This is a genomic window from Nautilia sp. PV-1, assembly GCF_004006315.1.
GTDB classification, from domain to species: Bacteria; Campylobacterota; Campylobacteria; order Campylobacterales; family Nautiliaceae; genus Nautilia; species Nautilia profundicola_A.
The window spans coordinates 387379-404014 of record NZ_CP026530.1 but is presented as its reverse complement, the minus strand read 5'-3'; the positions used below and the strand labels follow the sequence as shown (position 1 = coordinate 404014).

Annotated in this window: 22 protein-coding genes, 4 tRNA genes and 1 other RNA gene; 18 read left to right on the top strand and 9 right to left on the bottom strand. The window is 32.0% G+C overall.

Annotation, left to right across the window (positions count from 1 at the left end; translation table 11 throughout):
* Positions 1 to 38 precede the first annotated feature (38 nt).
* The 10 genes from C3L23_RS02270 (at position 39) to C3L23_RS02225 (ending at position 3726) form a co-directional block, all read left to right on the top strand.
* Positions 39 to 114: transfer RNA gene (locus C3L23_RS02270), tRNA-Lys, on the top strand.
* 1 nt (position 115) lies between these two features.
* A tRNA-Glu gene (locus tag C3L23_RS02265) sits at positions 116 to 191 on the top strand.
* 13 nt (positions 192 to 204) lie between these two features.
* Positions 205 to 280 (top strand) — tRNA-Val (locus C3L23_RS02260).
* An 8-nt stretch (positions 281 to 288) separates the two neighbouring features.
* A tRNA-Asp gene (locus C3L23_RS02255) sits at positions 289 to 365 on the top strand.
* Between the two features lie 167 nt (positions 366 to 532).
* Complete coding sequence (locus tag C3L23_RS02250; RefSeq protein ID WP_127679539.1) at positions 533 to 805, top strand: 4Fe-4S dicluster domain-containing protein; 273 nt, start codon at positions 533 to 535, stop codon at positions 803 to 805.
* A gap of 70 nt (positions 806 to 875) precedes the next feature.
* Positions 876 to 1289 (top strand): nucleoside-diphosphate kinase, encoded by a 414-nt coding sequence (ndk, locus tag C3L23_RS02245; protein ID WP_127679538.1) that lies wholly within the window; start codon positions 876 to 878, stop codon positions 1287 to 1289.
* The gene (locus tag C3L23_RS02240; protein WP_127679537.1) at positions 1290 to 1619 is read left to right on the top strand and encodes a hypothetical protein; all 330 of its coding nucleotides are present in this window, start codon (positions 1290 to 1292) and stop codon (positions 1617 to 1619) included.
* 9 nt (positions 1620 to 1628) lie between these two features.
* Complete coding sequence (gene rpmF, locus C3L23_RS02235) at positions 1629 to 1778, top strand: 50S ribosomal protein L32 (protein ID WP_127679536.1); 150 nt, start codon at positions 1629 to 1631, stop codon at positions 1776 to 1778.
* Positions 1778 to 2761: a phosphate acyltransferase PlsX gene (plsX, locus tag C3L23_RS02230; RefSeq protein WP_127679535.1), complete on the top strand. Its 984-nt coding sequence runs from the start codon at positions 1778 to 1780 to the stop codon at positions 2759 to 2761. Before rpmF ends, plsX begins: the two co-directional genes overlap by 1 nt.
* Positions 2761 to 3726: a beta-ketoacyl-ACP synthase III gene (locus C3L23_RS02225; protein ID WP_127679534.1), complete on the top strand. Its 966-nt coding sequence runs from the start codon at positions 2761 to 2763 to the stop codon at positions 3724 to 3726. Before plsX ends, C3L23_RS02225 begins: the two co-directional genes overlap by 1 nt.
* Here C3L23_RS02225 and C3L23_RS02220 read toward each other — a convergent pair.
* On the bottom strand, positions 3709 to 4521 hold the full coding sequence (locus tag C3L23_RS02220; protein WP_127679533.1) for a diguanylate cyclase: 813 nt from the start codon (positions 4519 to 4521) through the stop codon (positions 3709 to 3711). The genes C3L23_RS02225 and C3L23_RS02220 overlap by 18 nt on opposite strands.
* Positions 4522 to 4622: 101 nt before the next feature.
* Between C3L23_RS02220 and rpmI the strand changes: the two genes are divergently transcribed.
* Both rpmI and rplT read left to right on the top strand, forming a co-directional pair.
* Positions 4623 to 4817 (top strand): 50S ribosomal protein L35, encoded by a 195-nt coding sequence (gene rpmI / locus C3L23_RS02215; protein ID WP_127679532.1) that lies wholly within the window; start codon positions 4623 to 4625, stop codon positions 4815 to 4817.
* Between the two features lie 93 nt (positions 4818 to 4910).
* The gene (gene rplT / locus C3L23_RS02210; protein ID WP_127679531.1) at positions 4911 to 5261 is read left to right on the top strand and encodes a 50S ribosomal protein L20; all 351 of its coding nucleotides are present in this window, start codon (positions 4911 to 4913) and stop codon (positions 5259 to 5261) included.
* 145 nt (positions 5262 to 5406) lie between these two features.
* Here rplT and ffs read toward each other — a convergent pair.
* The 5 genes from ffs to C3L23_RS02185 form a co-directional block, all read right to left on the bottom strand.
* Positions 5407 to 5504: signal recognition particle sRNA small type (gene ffs, locus C3L23_RS02205), an RNA gene on the bottom strand.
* A 17-nt stretch (positions 5505 to 5521) separates the two neighbouring features.
* Positions 5522 to 6409, bottom strand: a complete 888-nt coding sequence (locus C3L23_RS02200) for a hypothetical protein (protein ID WP_127679530.1) — start codon at positions 6407 to 6409, stop codon at positions 5522 to 5524.
* A gap of 1 nt (position 6410) precedes the next feature.
* Entirely contained in the window at positions 6411 to 8141 is a 1731-nt protein-coding gene (locus C3L23_RS02195; RefSeq protein ID WP_127679529.1) for a mechanosensitive ion channel family protein, read from the bottom strand.
* Between the two features lie 100 nt (positions 8142 to 8241).
* The gene (locus C3L23_RS02190; RefSeq protein WP_127679528.1) at positions 8242 to 9366 is read right to left on the bottom strand and encodes an OmpA family protein; all 1125 of its coding nucleotides are present in this window, start codon (positions 9364 to 9366) and stop codon (positions 8242 to 8244) included.
* A gap of 88 nt (positions 9367 to 9454) precedes the next feature.
* Positions 9455 to 10069 carry a MarC family protein gene (locus tag C3L23_RS02185; protein ID WP_127679527.1) on the bottom strand — a complete coding sequence of 205 codons (615 nt, stop codon included), beginning with the start codon at positions 10067 to 10069 and terminating at the stop codon, positions 9455 to 9457.
* Positions 10070 to 10168: 99 nt separating this feature from the next.
* Here C3L23_RS02185 and C3L23_RS02180 point away from each other — a divergent pair, with 99 nt between their 5' ends.
* Positions 10169 to 10861 (top strand): hypothetical protein, encoded by a 693-nt coding sequence (locus C3L23_RS02180; protein WP_127679526.1) that lies wholly within the window; start codon positions 10169 to 10171, stop codon positions 10859 to 10861.
* A 110-nt stretch (positions 10862 to 10971) separates the two neighbouring features.
* Here C3L23_RS02180 and C3L23_RS02175 read toward each other — a convergent pair whose 3' ends face one another.
* Positions 10972 to 12081 (bottom strand): site-specific integrase, encoded by a 1110-nt coding sequence (locus C3L23_RS02175; RefSeq protein ID WP_127679525.1) that lies wholly within the window; start codon positions 12079 to 12081, stop codon positions 10972 to 10974.
* A gap of 39 nt (positions 12082 to 12120) precedes the next feature.
* A complete protein-coding gene (locus tag C3L23_RS02170) occupies positions 12121 to 12306 on the bottom strand; it encodes a hypothetical protein (protein WP_168175695.1) in 186 nt (61 codons plus the stop codon).
* A 187-nt stretch (positions 12307 to 12493) separates the two neighbouring features.
* Here C3L23_RS02170 and C3L23_RS02165 point away from each other — a divergent pair, with 187 nt between their 5' ends.
* A complete protein-coding gene (locus C3L23_RS02165; protein WP_127679523.1) occupies positions 12494 to 12682 on the top strand; it encodes a hypothetical protein in 189 nt (62 codons plus the stop codon).
* 187 nt (positions 12683 to 12869) lie between these two features.
* Complete coding sequence (locus C3L23_RS02160) at positions 12870 to 14183, top strand: hypothetical protein (RefSeq protein WP_127679522.1); 1314 nt, start codon at positions 12870 to 12872, stop codon at positions 14181 to 14183.
* On the opposite strand, the gene C3L23_RS02155 is transcribed toward C3L23_RS02160, so the two are convergent.
* A complete protein-coding gene (locus C3L23_RS02155) occupies positions 14164 to 15048 on the bottom strand; it encodes a YafY family protein (RefSeq protein WP_127679521.1) in 885 nt (294 codons plus the stop codon). The genes C3L23_RS02160 and C3L23_RS02155 overlap by 20 nt on opposite strands.
* Positions 15049 to 15128: 80 nt before the next feature.
* Between C3L23_RS02155 and C3L23_RS02150 the strand changes: the two genes are divergently transcribed.
* The 3 genes from C3L23_RS02150 to C3L23_RS02140 all read left to right on the top strand — a co-directional run bounded on the left by C3L23_RS02150 (position 15129) and on the right by C3L23_RS02140 (position 16626).
* Positions 15129 to 15584, top strand: coding sequence for a hypothetical protein (locus C3L23_RS02150; protein WP_127679520.1), 456 nt, complete (start codon positions 15129 to 15131; stop codon positions 15582 to 15584).
* A gap of 125 nt (positions 15585 to 15709) precedes the next feature.
* Positions 15710 to 15928, top strand: coding sequence for a hypothetical protein (locus C3L23_RS02145; protein ID WP_168175694.1), 219 nt, complete (start codon positions 15710 to 15712; stop codon positions 15926 to 15928).
* Positions 15910 to 16626 (top strand): PP2C family serine/threonine-protein phosphatase, encoded by a 717-nt coding sequence (locus C3L23_RS02140; protein WP_127679518.1) that lies wholly within the window; start codon positions 15910 to 15912, stop codon positions 16624 to 16626. Before C3L23_RS02145 ends, C3L23_RS02140 begins: the two co-directional genes overlap by 19 nt.
* Positions 16627 to 16636: the final 10 nt, after the last annotated feature.

Below are 16636 nucleotides of genomic sequence, written 5' to 3'. Positions count from 1 at the left end.
AATTTCAGTCCACAACGACAAGTTGTGAAAGAAAAGCTGACCCGTTAGCTCAGTCGGTAGAGCATCTGCCTTTTAAGCAGAGGGCCGTTGGTTCGAATCCAACACGGGTCACCATGTCCCCTTCGTCTAGGGGTCTAGGACACCGCCCTTTCACGGCGGCGACAGGGGTTCAAATCCCCTAGGGGACGCCATAATTCCTAGACCGGTCGCTTAGCTCAGTTGGGAGAGCACCAGCCTTACAAGCTGGGGGTCGCAGGTTCGAGCCCTGCAGCGACCACCATTAAATGAGGAGCCGTAGTTTAGCTGGTTAGAATGCCGGCCTGTCACGCCGGAGGTCGCGGGTTCGAGTCCCGTCGGCTCCGCCATTTAACACTTCCCATTGCTTAGTGTCTGTCACTTTTAATTAACCTTTTCCGAAAAGTAACACATCTTATTAATAAAATTTATATAATATCTGTAATGTCTTAATTTAAGCAATTTTTAAGGAATAAATGATATATTTCTAATTACAAATATTAAAAAAGGAGCTAGTATGGCAGTAAAAATTACTGATACTTGTATTAACTGTGGGGCATGTCTTGATGAATGTCCAGTAGAAGCAATCGTTGACGATAGCGAAAATCCAACTGGAGAAGAAATTTATTACGTAAATCCTGATAAATGTGTTGAGTGCGTTGGTTACTACGACGAACCAGCATGTGCAGCAGCTTGTCCTACAGAGGGATGCATCGTTTGGGATGAATGCAAAGAAGGACAAACTTGCTCAGAAAACAGAGGTGAACCAGGAGAACCTGTAATCGATTAATCCTTTCACCCTCTTCTTTTTTCTTCAAAATTTGATATAATTCCTCTCTAAAAACTCAAGGAGAGAAAATATGGAAAAAACTCTTTCAATTATTAAACCGGACGCGGTAGCTAAAAATGTTATAGGAAAAATCATTGACAGATTCGAAAGCAACGGACTTAGAATAGCTGCAATGAAAAAAATCAAACTAACAAAAGAAGATGCCGGTAAATTTTATGAAGTACATAAAGAAAGACCGTTTTTCAACGACTTATGCGAATACATGAGCAGCGGACCTGTTGTAGTAATGGTATTAGAAGGTGAAAACGCTATTGCTAAAAACAGAAAATTAATGGGTGCAACAAACCCTAAAGAAGCGGCTCCTGGAACAATCAGAGCTGATTTTGCGGAAAGTATCGAAGCAAACGCTGTTCACGGAAGCGATTCGCTTGAAAACGCTAAAAAAGAAATCGCATTTTTCTTTGCTGAAAGAGAGATTGTTTAATTGGAAATAAATAAAAATTTCCAAAACCTTGAGCTTAAAGCCGAAAGTACAAAACAAAAAGACGGCACTTTTATTATTGAAGGAAAGCTTCAAGGAAGTGTAGAAGTTGAATGTATTAAATGTTTGAAGACATTTAACAAAGAAGTAAACGAAGATGTTAAATTTAAAGTCGTCAAACCTCCGTATAAAGGCTTTGACGAAGAGTATGATATAATTGAAATGGAAACATTCGACCCTGTAGAGCTGTTAAAAAGTGAAACAGAACTGATTAAAAACGATTATAACGTATGCGAAGATTGTAAAAAACAAGAATTTAACAAAGAATTTTAAGGAGAAACAATGGCAGTTCCAAAGAGAAGACACTCAAAAACAAGAGCAGCTAAAAGAAGAACTCATTACAAAATTAAATTAAGTTCTGTAATTAAATGTTCAAACTGTGGCGCTTATAAAAGACCTCATAGAGTATGCCCAAGCTGCGGTGAGTATTAATGAAAATAGCAATTGATGCAATGGGTGGGGACTTCGGTCCTGCTCCAATAATTGAAGGGGTAGCAAAAGCTCTTGAAAAAAAAGACTTTACACCTTATTTAGTAGGTAAAGAAGAAGAATTAAAGCAGCTGTTGCCAAAAAAATACCACTCCCGTGTTAGATTTATAAATAGTGACGACGTTATTCATATGGGAGAGAGTGCTACTGAAGCATTAAAAAGAAAAGAATCCACTATTTATAAGTCTATCGACCTGTTAAAAGCAGGAGAAGTTGACGGTGTTGTATCAGCAGGCCACAGCGGTGCGACCATGAGTTTAGCAACACTGAGACTCGGAAGAATCAAAGGTATAAAAAGACCTGCCATAGTAACATTTATGCCTACAATAAAGAAAAAATACTCTTTAGTGCTAGACGTAGGCGCAAATGTAGACTGCGACGCATATAATTTATATCAGTTCGCATTAATGGGCGAAGTTTACGCTAAAGTGGTTTTAAACACCCAAAATCCTAAAATAGGTCTTTTAAGCAACGGTGAAGAAAAAAGCAAAGGCAATTCTATCACCAAAGAAGCTTACGAACTGCTTAAAGATTTTGAAAGTTTCATCGGAAACGTAGAAGGCGGAGATATCTTTAAAGGCGATACGGACGTGATTGTCACTGACGGTTTTATTGGAAATATTGTGCTTAAAACAAGCGAAGGTGTGGCCGATACGATAGGAAAACTGATAAAAGAAGAAATTAGAAACTCAGGAATTTTACAAAAAATCGGCGCATTGTTACTCAGACCGGTATTTAAAGGACTGAAAAAAGCAACGGATTATGCGGAATATGGAGGAGCCCCTCTTTTAGGCGTAAACGGCTGTGTTATAATTAGCCACGGAAAAAGTAATTCAAAAGCAATAAAAAACGCTATTTTTCAAGCAGTTAAATATATTGAAAATGATGTAACAAATAAAATACAAGAGTCATTAAAGGTTCATTAATGTTTGCAAAATTTACCAGTATTGGTGCATATGTCCCTGAAAAAATATTAACTAACAAAGATTTGGAAAAAATAGTTGATACCAATGATGAATGGATCACAAAAAGAACCGGTATAAAAACCAGACATATTGCCCAAGAAGAAGTAACAAGCGATTTAGCATATAAAGCGGCTCTCGATGCTCTTAAAAATGCATCTATGAAACCAGAAGACATTGATATGATCATTGTAGCCACAATTACTCCCGATTATTTCACAATGCCATCTACGGCATGTGTTGTTGCCGAAAAATTAGGTATCGTCAGACCGGCCGTGGATATCAGTGCCGCCTGTACCGGTTTTATTTATGCTTTAGCCCATGCAAAAGCGTTTATTGAAAGCGGAATGTATAAAAACGTACTTATTATAGGTGCTGAAACGCTCAGCAAAATCGTAAACTGGAAAGACAGAACCACTTGCGTTCTTTTTGGAGACGGAGCCGGTGCAGCCATTATAAGTGCAACAGATAAAAAAGAAGAAGCAATTATTGATATAGACATCAATGCAGACGGTAAATTTCAAGATTTCTTAATCACTCCCGGAAGAGGCGTAAAACTGGGATGCGACACGGACAGAATATGGCTTGAAATGAAAGGGAACGAAACATTTAAAGTAGCAGTAAAAACACTTTCACAGTCCGTCAGAGACATTTTAAAAAGAAACAACATGACAAGCGACGACATAGACTGGTTCGTACCTCATCAGGCTAATTACAGAATAATTGACGCAGTTGCAAGAGCCATAAAAATGCCTGAAGAAAAATCAGTTTTAACAGTCCATAAATACGGAAACACTTCTTCAGCGTCAATACCTATGGCAATTAACGACATGTATAAAGCAGGTAAAATCAAAAAAGGCGATATAATGCTTCTTGATGCATTCGGAGGAGGATTTACTTGGGGAAGCGCTTTAGTCCCTTTCAATTAATTTTTTTTCACAGCTCTCTAAAGCGGATAAAACATTGTCTTCCAGTTCAGGCACATGTGAAAAAGCTATATCAAAAGCCACTTTTATACCTTCATAATCTGTATTTTCAAGTCTGTTTTTAATTCTTTTAACGATTTTATCTGTTATTTCCAAATTATTAAAAGTAAGTATTTTAAATCTGTGCCCCATTCTAAATACAAAATCTATATCTCTGACTGATTTTTTTATAGCCTCGGCATATGTTTTAATTATTTCATTAATTTTATCAGCCCCGTAAAAACCTTCCAGTATATTCATATTTTTTAGATCAATGTATATAATTCCCAAAGGTTTGTTAAATTCATTATACTCTTCCAGTAAAACATCAAAATATTTTTGATTAAAAAGTCCGGTTAAAGGGTCTTTTATTACTATATCCGCAATTTTAAGACTGAGCGTTTTAAAAGAAATCTCACCGATTAAATTATTGTCTTCGTCTACTATAGGAATATGCTTTAATTTATTGCTTCTCATAAAATAATACGCATCAAGAATATTTGTGGTTATAGGCAGTTTCTTCAGTTCTTTAGGATTTTGTTCTATATAATCTATTATTTTAACAGTCAATATGTTTTTCATAAATATTTCTAACATATCTGTACTTGTAAATATAAAAATCGGCTTATTGTTATCTACTATATAAAAAGTCGAAGTATCGCATTTATACATATAAGCAATCAAATCTGCTAACGTTTTATCTTTTATGTCACTCAGTTCTTTATAACATACTTTTTCCAGATAATTTTTAAGCGTCATATTTTGCCTTTGATATGTTTTTACAGCTAAGTATCTTTTTATTGTAGCATAGTTTTAAACTTTATGCTATAATTTCATCTCAATTCGTAAAAGGAGAAGCTATGCCTAAAATGAAAACAAACAGAGGGGCAGCTAAAAGATTCAAAGTTAAAAAAAGTGGTAAAATCAAAAGAGGTGCGGCATACAGAAGCCATATCCTGACTAAAAAATCACAAAAAAGAAAAAGAAACTTAAGAGCCCCAAAATACGTAGATAGCACTAACATCAAAGCGGTAAGAGACTTACTAGGTATTTAATTTAAGTGAAGAAGCGGCAAAGAAGGCGCAAAAGCCTCACGCTGTTGTAGCGTTAAGTTGCATAGATGCACGCCAAAATGACAAGGAGATAAAATGAGAGTAAAAACTGGAACAGTTAGAAGAAAAAGACATAAAAAAATATTAAAAATGGCAAAAGGCTTCTACAGCGGTAGAAGAAAACATTTTAGAAAAGCTAAAGAACAAGTTGAAAGAAGTTTAGTATACGCTTTCAGAGACAGAAAACAGAAAAAAAGAGAATTCAGAAAATTATGGATTATGAGAATTAACGCAGCTTGTAGATTAAACGATATAAGCTATTCAAGATTTATCAACGGTCTTAAAAAAGCAAACATTGATTTAGACAGAAAAGTTCTTGCTGATTTAGCAATGAACGAGCCGGAAGTGTTTGCTTCAATCGTTGAAAAAGCAAAAGCTGCTCTATAATCTTTTCCCTTTCCGGGATTTTTATTTTACAAATAGCGCCAGACACTGTTAATTTCAACACTGCTATATTTATCCACAATCAAACAAAACATGAAAGCAACCACGATAAATTATATAAGTGCCAGACACTAATGTCGTATTTTTAAGGTCCCCAGACACCTGCGGCACAAGATGATAGGAGGTGCTCTGCTCCCTTCCGGGCCTGAAGCGTTGCCTCCTACCACCCTTGCACAGGGCTGAGGATGTGGAATTATACCATATTATATTTCTTTATCAAGTTTTTGTTCCATACAATAATATGAAAAACTCAAAATTCCGATTGCCGGAGCAAATAAATTTACTACCGGAATAAAATTAAACAATACACTGAATATGGAATAAAACCATACAAGTTTTTTATTTTCAAAATCACATCCGAATTCCATTTTTACACTTTCGCTTAAAGCGTTTTTAATTAAAAAACTCCATAAAAATATTATTACAAATATATTTAGCACAGGTATAAACAGCAAAGGATATGTTAGAAACAATAAAACTAAAAAGAAAAAAAGATCTCTGATTAAAATATAAAAAATTTTAACTCTTGAAAACTTGTGAGGTATTTCTATATCAGGATATTCGTTTTTAATAATATTATTAACTTTTTTTATACTAATAAACAAAAATCCCAAATATAAACTTGCAATATAAAAAGAATAAAATACGAATATATTAAATATAACCGACACCGCTTTTTCTATCGTAGTAAATGGAAAAATCCTGATTAAATGCTGAATATACTCTATCATTCCGTCATAATAATGCATAAAAACAAAACTCCAAAACAGAGCGACTATCAAAGAAATAAATACGGGCAGTATTTTTTTAGACAGCAGCTGGTTAAAGAGTGAAAAAATCACTCCAAGCGTTATAAGTATCATCTGAAGCCAGAAAATCATTAATATAAATTCAGCTCCGGCAACCTGCAAAAATTTAAACGGCAGAATATTAATCAAAACTGACGTTACTATTAAAAAAGGATCCCACAATAAAAAAGAGAGTCCAAACCATACTATAGCCCAGAATATTCCGTTTATAACCGAGACAGTCGTCAATTCCTTATTTAAAAGACTTTTAAACGCAAGAGACAATGAATATAAAAATTCCATATTAATCCTTTTTAATTTTAATTTCAAACGGTACCGATTCTTTAATATGCAGATCCTGCTGAGGGAATGGAATGCTAATTCCGGCTTCGTTTAACGCTTTATAAATCATTTTCAAAAACTCGCTTCTCGTTCTTCTCGGTCTTCTGGCATATTCCCCTCTTACCCATATAAACAGTTCAAAATTCAAACTGCTGTCTCCAAGCTCCAAAAACACTATATGAGGTTCGACATTTCTGTCTTTATATTTTTTAATATAATGAAGATTGGAATTTTTCAAAGCATTAAGAACCACTTTTTCAACTTCATCAACATCACTGCCGTAAGCAACGCCAAAAGGAACCCTAAATCTGACAATATCATCTCCCAAAGTCCAGTTTATCACATTGTTTTGAATAAAACTTTGATTCGGAATAATAAGGTTGATATTATCATTGGTTCTTATCACGGTTGAACGCATAGATATATCAACAACTTCACCTCTGGTATCCTGATCAATCTGAATATAATCTCCTACTTTTATACTTCTTTCAAACATAAGGATAATACCGCTTACAAAGTTGCTGACGACATTTTGCAAACCAAAACCTATACCGACAGACAAAGCACCTGCGATTATTGCAAGAGAGCTTAAATCAAGCCCCACTACTTTCAGTGCAATTAAAAATGAAAGCGTTAAAATAGTATAATATCCCATATTAGCCAGCAGGGTGGCTGTTGCATAAGAAATATTTTTACTGTGTCTTAATTTATAAATGATGTGTTTATAATATTTACCGATAAACCATCCAAAAATTAAAATTAAAACAAAAAGTGCAAAATTCAAAGGAGTAATAATCCTGTTTCCGACATTAAAAAGCGGATAATTAAACAGTGAAATTATTTTATGCAAAGTAAGTTCCGCTTCTTTTTTCGCTCCGTATACAAGCGCTTTTGTTCCAAATGTATAATTCTCAAAATCGGTTATAATCTGGTTAACCGCATTATAAAATTCTTTTCCGCTATGTTTAGAATATTTTAAAAGGTCATCATCGTCTTTAAATGCGTTTTTATTTTTATTTTTCAAATCGGAAAACCAAATTATCAGCTGATTATCAAACAGATGTTTATAAATCTCTCTTTGCTTTTCTAAATTAATTTTTATCAGTCTTTTTACATTCTGTATATTTTCTTCATTGTTTAAAACCTGCCATTTTTGCAAGTCAATATTAAGTTTTTCGAACTCTTTTTGTTTTTGCAGCAAAAATTTACGCCAATACTGAATATTCACTTTGGCCTGTTTAGTATCAAATTTTACGGAAAAAATTCTTTTTTGAAGAGATTTTTCCATTTTCCCCATATTTTCCGTTAAATATTTAAAAGTTTTATTATAAATTTGTAAAAGCTTCTCATAATAAAGATATTGAAGTTTAGAAGTTGGATCAGTTAGATTTTGTAAAATAGACAGTTTATCGTTAATTTCATTAATCTTACGAGGTAAATCGTTTAATTCTATCTGCAGTTCGATTAAATTATAAAATGATTTCAGATAATCATATTGATTTTTGAAATCAAGATTAATTACGGATTTATTAAATTTCAGTTCTTTTATTTTATTTGCCAACGCCACATCTAAAGAATAATTAGGCGAATTTTTAGCAACCTTACTTATTATCTGGTTAATCTGAGTATCCACACTGCTATCTTTTGCAAAAGAAAACATTATAACCATTAAAAGAAAAATAATTTTTTTCATAATATCCAAGCCTTTAACAAAATGCTTTTATATTATTATATCATTACTTATGAATTTAGTGTGAAATTATTGATTAGATTGAATAAAGAAGAGGAAGAGATTAAAAATATAATTTTGCCACTACTCTTCTGTTTTTAGCTCTTCCTTCAGCAGTATCGTTCGAAGCAACAGGATTTTCTTCACCATATCCTTTATATGTCAGTCTGTCTTTGCTTATACCTTCATTTATTAATGCTTCATAAACGGCTTTTGCTCTTTTTTCAGAAAGTTTTTTGTTATAAGCCGCTGAACCTTTAGAATCTGTATATCCCTGAATTTCAGCTTTATATGCAGGGTTTTTCTTTAAAAATTCAGCAAATTTATTTATTCTGTCCATAAACTGAGGTTTAATTACTGCGCTGTTGTTATCAAACGTTATATCAAAATTATATGTCATAGGACATCCGTTTTTGTCTACTACAACGCCTTTAGGAGTATACGAACATTTATCAAGATAATTAGGAACTCCGTCATGATCGCTGTCAATCGGACAGCCGTTTACGTCAACTTCAACACCTGCAGGAGTGTTTGGACATTTATCAACATTATCATAAACACCGTCGTTATCACTGTCAATTTGGCATCCGTTTTTATCAACCTCAACTCCTTTAGGCGTATTTGGACATTTATCCATTGAATCAACTACTCCGTCACCGTCACTGTCTAAAACTTTTTTAACAGGTTCTTGTTTTACAACTTTCTGCTCTGCACCGAAATTATAGACTATTCCGAAAATCAAACCGTAATGATTATCATTGTTTCCAAAATCTCTTAATCCCCTAAGTTCTGCAAATGCATCAAATTTATCATTGATAGGATATTTAGCTCCTAATCCCAAATCAGCTACGATATTGTCTTCATAATTGCCGCTTACCCACTGATAACCGGCACCTACAAACGCATAAGGCGTTAATTTACAGTTTTCCAAAGGAAAATAATGTTCGACATTTAATAAAGCTCTTGTTAAGTTTTCTTTATTTCCAAGTATTTTTTCGCTTCTTTCCAATTCAAATCTTAAAATATGGTTTTTTTGAAGATATTTCCCTACTCTTATATTTAAAAAATTATAATTCTCTATAGGTGAATTGCTTACATAGTTTCTTCCGGCTCCAACACCTACTTCATATTGATTGGAAGCTAAAAGAACAGCAGCAGTCATTGACATTCCCACTATTATTTTTTTCATTCGATCTCCTTTTTTAATTCAAAGTGGCCGGCATGGCCACTTCCCCCCTGAGCAAAATTATACTTGTCCAAAATGACATATAAATGATTTAAGAGTACCAAAGAGCTTTAATTCCTCCGACCAAAAACAAAAACGAAATTGCTCCTATTATAAGACCCATAATCCTGGTAACTATTTTTAAACCGTTTACACCCAAAAACCTTGAAATAAAAGCCCCGTTCCTCAAAATTAAATACGTCAACAGCGATGAAAACGTTATTGCTACAAACAGCAGTATTTTCCCCTGCAGGGAAGAATGTTTTTCACTTAATACTATTATCGTAGTAATAACTCCTGGACCGAACAGAATAGGAATGGCCATAGGAATAATAGCCACATCTTCTTTTTCTTCAGCAGCGTTGTGCTCGTCTTTTGTAGTATTGGTCGGAGCTATTTCCTTACCCTGAATCATGTTTAAAGCTATAATCAAAAGAACAACACCGCCTATCGCTTTAATAGAAGGGATATTTATCCCAAAAAATTTCAAAATCATACCTCCTGCCAGCATTGTTACCACCGAGGCTACAAATACGGCAAACGAAGCTTTGGCAGACACGTGTTTAATTTCCGAATATTTAACTAACGACAGCATAATAGCAGCTGCAGCAACAGGATTTAATATAGTAAGTATCGATATGGTGTCAAATAAAATTTCCCTGAACATTTTTCGCCTTTTTTATGTAACTATAACATATTAATTAAATCTTTAATTAATCAAAATGATTTATTATAATTAAGAAAAACACTTTAAAAAGGCAGCAAAATGAAAAAAATGATTTTTATTACTTTTATCGTAATTTCATTATTCGCAAATACGAAATTCGTACCTCAAAACGGAATATACATTAATACAAAAACTGCTGATAAATATTACAATCTTGAAAATGCATATATCCAAACGGAAACATTAATACATTTAATAAGAAAAATGTTAAACAATCAAAAATTTATTCGCCTCAGCAATCTTATGGAAACCGCAAAAGTACAGGCAAACACATCTCTTTTGTTAGAGAAACTTTTAAATTTTTTAGAAGGAGAAAAAGCATATTCAAATACTGAATTTGACAATTCCGGCAATATTGCCGGAATTAAAGGAATTTTAAAAGACTATATTGACTCTCAACTTTTTAATCTGCCTCAAAAAGCTAAAAACAATATTTTAAACTCCATAAATTCTTCAGATTTCATTTCTATAGCAAAAAAAACAGAACAATTACTAAATAACATCAATAAAAACAATGTAAAAGAAATTATTAATAATTTTAATCTTTTGTTTAACACCTATGTAAACAATATAAATCACTTAAATGTTCCTCTGTTAAAAAACTTCAATCCGAAAACAGAGCAAAAACTGATTAAAGACTACCGTATTGAAGCCAAAACGTCAATCATAAAAACATTAAAAATATTTAAAAAATATCTTAATAAAAACAAAGAAGTTTATAATCAGCAATAATCTATATTTATTAATTTTCTCTTTTTTTGTTTTTGATAAAATAAAGTGACAGACACCAATATAAAGAATTTAAATGGCGGAGAGGGCGGGACATGTTGACAATACCGAAATTACGCCTTTTTCGACATACTGTCAGTGGAATTGTCAGTGAAAAGTTCCAAGTTTCTGTCAAGCTGCAGGTGTTCGTTGTTGATAAATTTGGCGTAAGTCTCAAGCGTTTCCTGAGTGTTTCTGTGTTCGAGTATCTGTGATACGTTGAAAATCGGAACACCTCTTTTAATGGCAAGTGTGGCAAACGTGTGTCTTGTGTTATACATCACCCTTTTTTCTATATTACACTTTTCAAGTAAAGCATACCATTGAGGATGAAGTTTATCCGATGAATAATACCTTTTACCCGTTTTGGTTGTGAAAAGATTAAAAGTTTTATTTTCTTTGGCTTTTTTAATCAGCTCTTCAAGGTAAGGTTTAAGGTTTTGAAATACAGGAACTTTTCTTATAGAGTTTTTTGTTTTGGGTGTATCGATTTCGCCTTTTCTTATTCTTTTGTTTACGTTTATATACATCTCTTTAAGATTAATATCGCTTATGGTTAGAGCTATAATCTCACCGGGACGCATTCCCGTGTAAAAAGCTATTGCCAAATAACACTTAAACTGACCTTCCGCATTGTTTATTAAGAGTTTAACCTCTTCTTCGTTAAAAGGTTTCATTTCCCTTACTTTAACGTGTGAAGGCAGTTTAATGTTTTTAGCGTGATTGATTTGTATATGCTCATACTCTACGGCTATATCTAAAACGGCGATTAATATATTAAGGATATTCCTTAACCTTTTAGACGTTACCTCGTTAAGTCTTTTATCTATCCACTCTTTTATTTCACCTTTGGTGATTTCGTTTACCTTTTTGTGTTTAAAAAGCGGAAAAAGTTGGTTTACCACAATGTTTTCGTATTCATAGTAGCTTTTTAAGTTTTCTTTTTGTCTTAAGTAAATAGTGGCGTAATATTCAAACTCTTTTGGTTTAACCTTCTTATTCTGAATCTCACCTAAAAGTATTTTCCTCTCGATTTCGGGGATAACGTATTTTTTAGCAAGTTTAATATTTTCTTTGGTGTATTCCCTTTTGAGTGATTTTTGAACACATCTGCCGTTTATGTAATACTGAACGTATAATTTCCCTTTTCTATTAAACAAACTGACTTTTGGATTTTCTATCATCTCTTACCTCCTATGAGGTAAGTGTCAATCGTAATACAATTATAGCTCATTTAAAATCTCTTTAAAAGGATTTTCCTCTTTACCCGTTATCCATTTTTCCATCTGGGTAACGTTCCATAACGTTTTCTTTATTCCGTATGGTTCGTAATAGTGGATTCCTTTTTTGAAAAGTCTGTTTTTGTTTTTTAAAAGAAAGTCTTTGCTTACACCGAGATAATTTGCCATTTTAGAGGTAGAGTAACAAAAAGGCTTCATAGGCTTATCCTTTTTGTTACTTAATTATAATAAAGAATTTCAAAAAAACTCGAAATTGAAAAAATTTTTGAAAATTTCTTAAATTTTTTTATTTTTTTCACTAAAACGATTCAAATATCACTTCTTTATTATAATTAATCAGAAAAGGAGTTATCCCATGGATTACAGAAAAATAAAACAGCTAATCAACAAATTAGAAAAACTGCAAAAAGAAGAAGCCCTGCTTGAATCTAAAATAAAAAAGATAAAAGAACAGATTAATATCACTCAATCTGAATTAAACAGACTTCTCTCACTTCCAAACAATAACATTCAACAACCTCAAACATCTTCTACAATAAACTAATAACTGACTCACAATTTTATCTTTCCTAATTTCTTCTTCTTTTTTCTTGTAACCCATTAAAAAAATTCAAACTCATATAAATAGATTAAAAAGCACAAGCGTTTGAGTTTACGAAAACGTGTAGTGCGTACGCACTACGCAATTGTTCGGCAAGCTCACAATCGCAAGTGCGTAAAGGAGTTACGTAATGATTAGAAAATCCTCAATCCATATTGAAAAAGCGAATATCGGTGAATTCTATCACAACAGCAGGGAAAAGGATACAAACAATTCAATATTCAGTAAAGATGATAATTACTGCAATATAAAAGCAAACGAAGCCATGGAATTATATTTCAATGAACTTAAAAAAAGAACGGAGCTTTACCAAAGAAGAACGGGTAAAAAACTTCATAAAAAAACGATAACTCTTTTCAGTGCCATAATCAACCTTAACGAAAAACACACAAAAGAGGATTTGGAAAAAGTTGTAAGATTTATAGAAAAAAGATACAACACCAAAGTAATCCAATACTCAATCCACAAAGACGAAGGACACATAGACGAAAACGAAAATCCCATAATCAATTATCACGCTCATATACTCTTTATGGGAATAGACAACGAGGGAGTGAGTGTCAGAAGAAAAATGGACAGAAAAGATTTAATAACCCTTCAGGATGAAATCGCAAAACTCTTAAACATGCCAAGAGGTATAAACTATACGCAAGAAAAGAAAAAAAGACCAAAAAGACTTAATACCTACGAATACAAAAGAGCCATGAAAATTAAAAACGATGAAGTTTTAAAATTAAAAAAAGAGCTTGAAAAAGAAAAAAATTTAAGAAAACAAACTGAAGAGGAAAACAAAAAACTTAAAAAAGATTTATTGCTTAAAGACGCAGAAATCAGAAAACTTGAACTTACCAAAAAAGGACTTGAAAAAAGAATTCAAAAATTAAGAAACCAGATGAAAGACTATAACAAACTTCAAGAAGAAAACAAACAATACAAAATTTTCACCAAAGAAGATTACCAGACCTTATCCCAAATCAAAAAACTTTTAAAAGTTTCAAGCCTTAAAGACATAAACCATATGCTAAACGAGTTTGAAAATTCAATCAAAGAGAAAATCCAAAAAAGACAGCTTAAACTTATCGAGAAACACTCAACAGAAACGGGTATTCTCAATAAAGAAAAAGTTGTTAAAACAGATACGGCTAAAACGATAATCAAATCTACTACTTCCCCTACAAAAGACTACGGAAAAGAATTCATCGAAGCCGTTTTCAGAGTCAAACAGCTTCAAAAAGAACTAAAAGAAGAAAAAGAGAAAAATAAATCCTTAAAAGAACAAATCAAAGAGTTAGAAGATGAAAATGCTAAACTTAAAATTGAAAGGGGTTATGAGGAAATTGAAAATGAACCTGAAAGCATTGGTAATCAACCTTCTAATAAAAACAAATCTAATACAAAAATAAAGAAAACAAATCAATTCAATATTAAGCAAGATAAGTTTTAATATAATCATCAACCTCTTCTTTCAACCATTTAGGACTTATAACCCTCAGATTTGGAATCCACATGAGGAGTTTACGGATAATTTCGTTTTCATGAGTTATTTCCAGGTAAATCGTTGAAGTTTCATCACTGTTTTTAATAATTTTCTGAGTTTTGGAAATTGGGATTCTTTTAAGATATTTCGTAGCGTATTCATCGGCGAATAGCTCCACCGTAAAAGGCTCGGCAGTCGGGTCGAACCAAATGTTTACGGCTTTATCGAGATTTTTTAAAATATCTTTTTCAACTTCAAAAGATTCATCCGTAATTTCAAGGTGTTTGATACTTTTGATATGATAAGTTCTGTATTCATCTTTGTGATTCAGTGCATTTACATACCAATAGCCATCAAAATTTGAAATTTTAAGGGGTTTTATTTCAAAATCGTAAATTTCCCCATCCATTAAGTATTTGATTTTAAGAATTTTTTTATTTTTTATGGCTTCTTCAATTTTTCTAAAAGTAAAAGGTTCTATTTTTTCGATATCAAGCTTTGAATAAAAAACGTTTTCTTCGCTTATCAGTTTAAGCTGTTTAAGAAGAGGCAAAAGTTCTTTTTCAATACCTGCATTTTTGGCAATAGATTCTATTGCTTCAAATATCATCTCTTTTTCTTCGTCAATAATATTTTCAAGATAATATTTTCTGCTTTTGCTTTTTATGTTAAACCCTGCGTCTTTGAGATAATTTATGTATCTTTGGGCGGAGCGTTTTGAAATTCCGTATATGTTCTCAATATCTGTCGTGCTGAGATTTTCACCCGCATAAAACCTGTTTATCAAATCAAGCAATATTGAGAGGGTCTTTGTGTATTCTTTCGCTTTCATTTAAAGCCTTTTTGATAATTGTATCAAAAACGACACAATATGAATATGGTGAATTATATAATTTCTAAAAAGGAAAGTAAATGAAAACTTTATCTTCAAATATGGTAATTACAAAAAAATATAAAAACTGGAAAATAACCGTCAATATTAATAAATCAATAGAAAATAAAACTCAAACTATGATTTTTAAAATCATAAAAAGATTTATCAATTATGTTGAATTATACAACACTGCTTTCATTGAAAACGAAATCCTTTGGTTGTATATGAAAAATACAAAAGTAAAAAACAATGGTTTTATCGGAATAGTAGTAGAATTGAAAAATCAAAGTTTAAAAGCGCTAAAAGTGTTTGTTGATAAAGACAAATCGGTTTTAAGAAAAATGGCTAACTTTACAAAAGATAAAAATTTAACCAAATATTCTGACATGATTGAAATAAAGAAAAATGAAATATTCTCTTATGATATAAGGATGTTTGTTTTTGATGCAATTTTGAATGTGAGTGAAGTGTTTTTAGATGAAGGATATATTTAAGAGTTTCCATGAAAAGAGCAAGAATAATATTTGTTTATGAAAAGGAAAATTATGAACTATTACTGTTTTACAATGAAGGAAAGGCAACTCATTTTTTTCACAAAGAGTTATTTAAAATTCAAATATTGAAACCTTTTAACAAAGAAATTTCGTATATTTATCCTTTTCCCGGCGTATGGGCAGCAATGGGAATGAAAGATAAAATGTTTTATCTTGGTAATATAAATAATGATTATTTTAATATTTTGAATAAAATGTTTAAGTTACTAAATATTGACAAAACAAAAGTAAGAAAACTTAAAAGCGATAAATTTTACGGCTATTTATGGGGTGGAATGAAATAATGAAAGTATTTTATACGACCAATATAGGAAACGAAAAATTTTCTTCAAATCAGGATTCAGTTTTAATCGGAGATAAAACATTTTGCAATATTTCGTTTAATGAAGTGAAAAGTGAAAATACAGATAAAAACTTGTTTGCTGTTGCCGACGGTTTGAGCATTCATAAAGACAGCGGAATAATTTCATGTAAAGTTTTAGAGTTATTGAAAAATAAAAATATAAACAATTTCAGATTTTACTCAATTCAGGAAGAACTTGAAATTTTAAGACTGCATAACCGGGAACTAACCGGAGCGGCTTCAACGTTAGCCGGTGTGTATTTTTTTGAAGATTATGCGAAAATATTTCATTTAGGCGACAGCAGGGTTTATTTGTTTAGAGATAATAAATTAATCTTACTAACCAAAGACCACAATGTTAAAAACTGTTTTTTTGAAGGAAGAGAAAACCTTTCATCCATTTACAATATGCTTGAAGGGTATTTTGTCTGCGATATTGTGGAAAAAAGTGATTTTTTACTTGAAACAAAAACAATAAAAGTTCAAAAAAACGATGTGTTTTTTGTATGCACGGACGGGGTATATGAAAGCGTGAATTTATCTGATATTTTTAGTAAAAAAAACAGATACGAAATCATTTTTAAAAGCTGTTTGAGTGAAAAGATAGATAATTTTTCCTTTATTGGGATTGAGGTGTAAAAAGTATATA

Bases quoted from the DNA above. Each gene is read 5' to 3' on its own strand.
- C3L23_RS02250 (WP_127679539.1), top strand. From the start codon at position 533: ATGGCAGTAAAAATTACTGATACTTGTATTAACTGTGGGGCATGTCTT.
- ndk (WP_127679538.1), top strand. From the start codon at position 876: ATGGAAAAAACTCTTTCAATTATTAAACCGGACGCGGTAGCTAAAAAT.
- rpmF (WP_127679536.1), top strand. From the start codon at position 1,629: ATGGCAGTTCCAAAGAGAAGACACTCAAAAACAAGAGCAGCTAAAAGA.
- plsX (WP_127679535.1), top strand. From the start codon at position 1,778: ATGAAAATAGCAATTGATGCAATGGGTGGGGACTTCGGTCCTGCTCCA.
- C3L23_RS02225 (WP_127679534.1), top strand. From the start codon at position 2,761: ATGTTTGCAAAATTTACCAGTATTGGTGCATATGTCCCTGAAAAAATA.
- C3L23_RS02220 (WP_127679533.1), bottom strand. From the start codon at position 4,521: ATGACGCTTAAAAATTATCTGGAAAAAGTATGTTATAAAGAACTGAGT.
- rpmI (WP_127679532.1), top strand. From the start codon at position 4,623: ATGCCTAAAATGAAAACAAACAGAGGGGCAGCTAAAAGATTCAAAGTT.
- rplT (WP_127679531.1), top strand. From the start codon at position 4,911: ATGAGAGTAAAAACTGGAACAGTTAGAAGAAAAAGACATAAAAAAATA.
- C3L23_RS02200 (WP_127679530.1), bottom strand. From the start codon at position 6,409: ATGGAATTTTTATATTCATTGTCTCTTGCGTTTAAAAGTCTTTTAAAT.
- C3L23_RS02195 (WP_127679529.1), bottom strand. From the start codon at position 8,141: ATGAAAAAAATTATTTTTCTTTTAATGGTTATAATGTTTTCTTTTGCA.
- C3L23_RS02190 (WP_127679528.1), bottom strand. From the start codon at position 9,366: ATGAAAAAAATAATAGTGGGAATGTCAATGACTGCTGCTGTTCTTTTA.
- C3L23_RS02185 (WP_127679527.1), bottom strand. From the start codon at position 10,069: ATGTTCAGGGAAATTTTATTTGACACCATATCGATACTTACTATATTA.
- C3L23_RS02180 (WP_127679526.1), top strand. From the start codon at position 10,169: ATGAAAAAAATGATTTTTATTACTTTTATCGTAATTTCATTATTCGCA.
- C3L23_RS02175 (WP_127679525.1), bottom strand. From the start codon at position 12,081: ATGATAGAAAATCCAAAAGTCAGTTTGTTTAATAGAAAAGGGAAATTA.
- C3L23_RS02170 (WP_168175695.1), bottom strand. From the start codon at position 12,306: ATGGCAAATTATCTCGGTGTAAGCAAAGACTTTCTTTTAAAAAACAAA.
- C3L23_RS02165 (WP_127679523.1), top strand. From the start codon at position 12,494: ATGGATTACAGAAAAATAAAACAGCTAATCAACAAATTAGAAAAACTG.
- C3L23_RS02160 (WP_127679522.1), top strand. From the start codon at position 12,870: ATGATTAGAAAATCCTCAATCCATATTGAAAAAGCGAATATCGGTGAA.
- C3L23_RS02155 (WP_127679521.1), bottom strand. From the start codon at position 15,048: ATGAAAGCGAAAGAATACACAAAGACCCTCTCAATATTGCTTGATTTG.
- C3L23_RS02150 (WP_127679520.1), top strand. From the start codon at position 15,129: ATGAAAACTTTATCTTCAAATATGGTAATTACAAAAAAATATAAAAAC.
- C3L23_RS02140 (WP_127679518.1), top strand. From the start codon at position 15,910: ATGGGGTGGAATGAAATAATGAAAGTATTTTATACGACCAATATAGGA.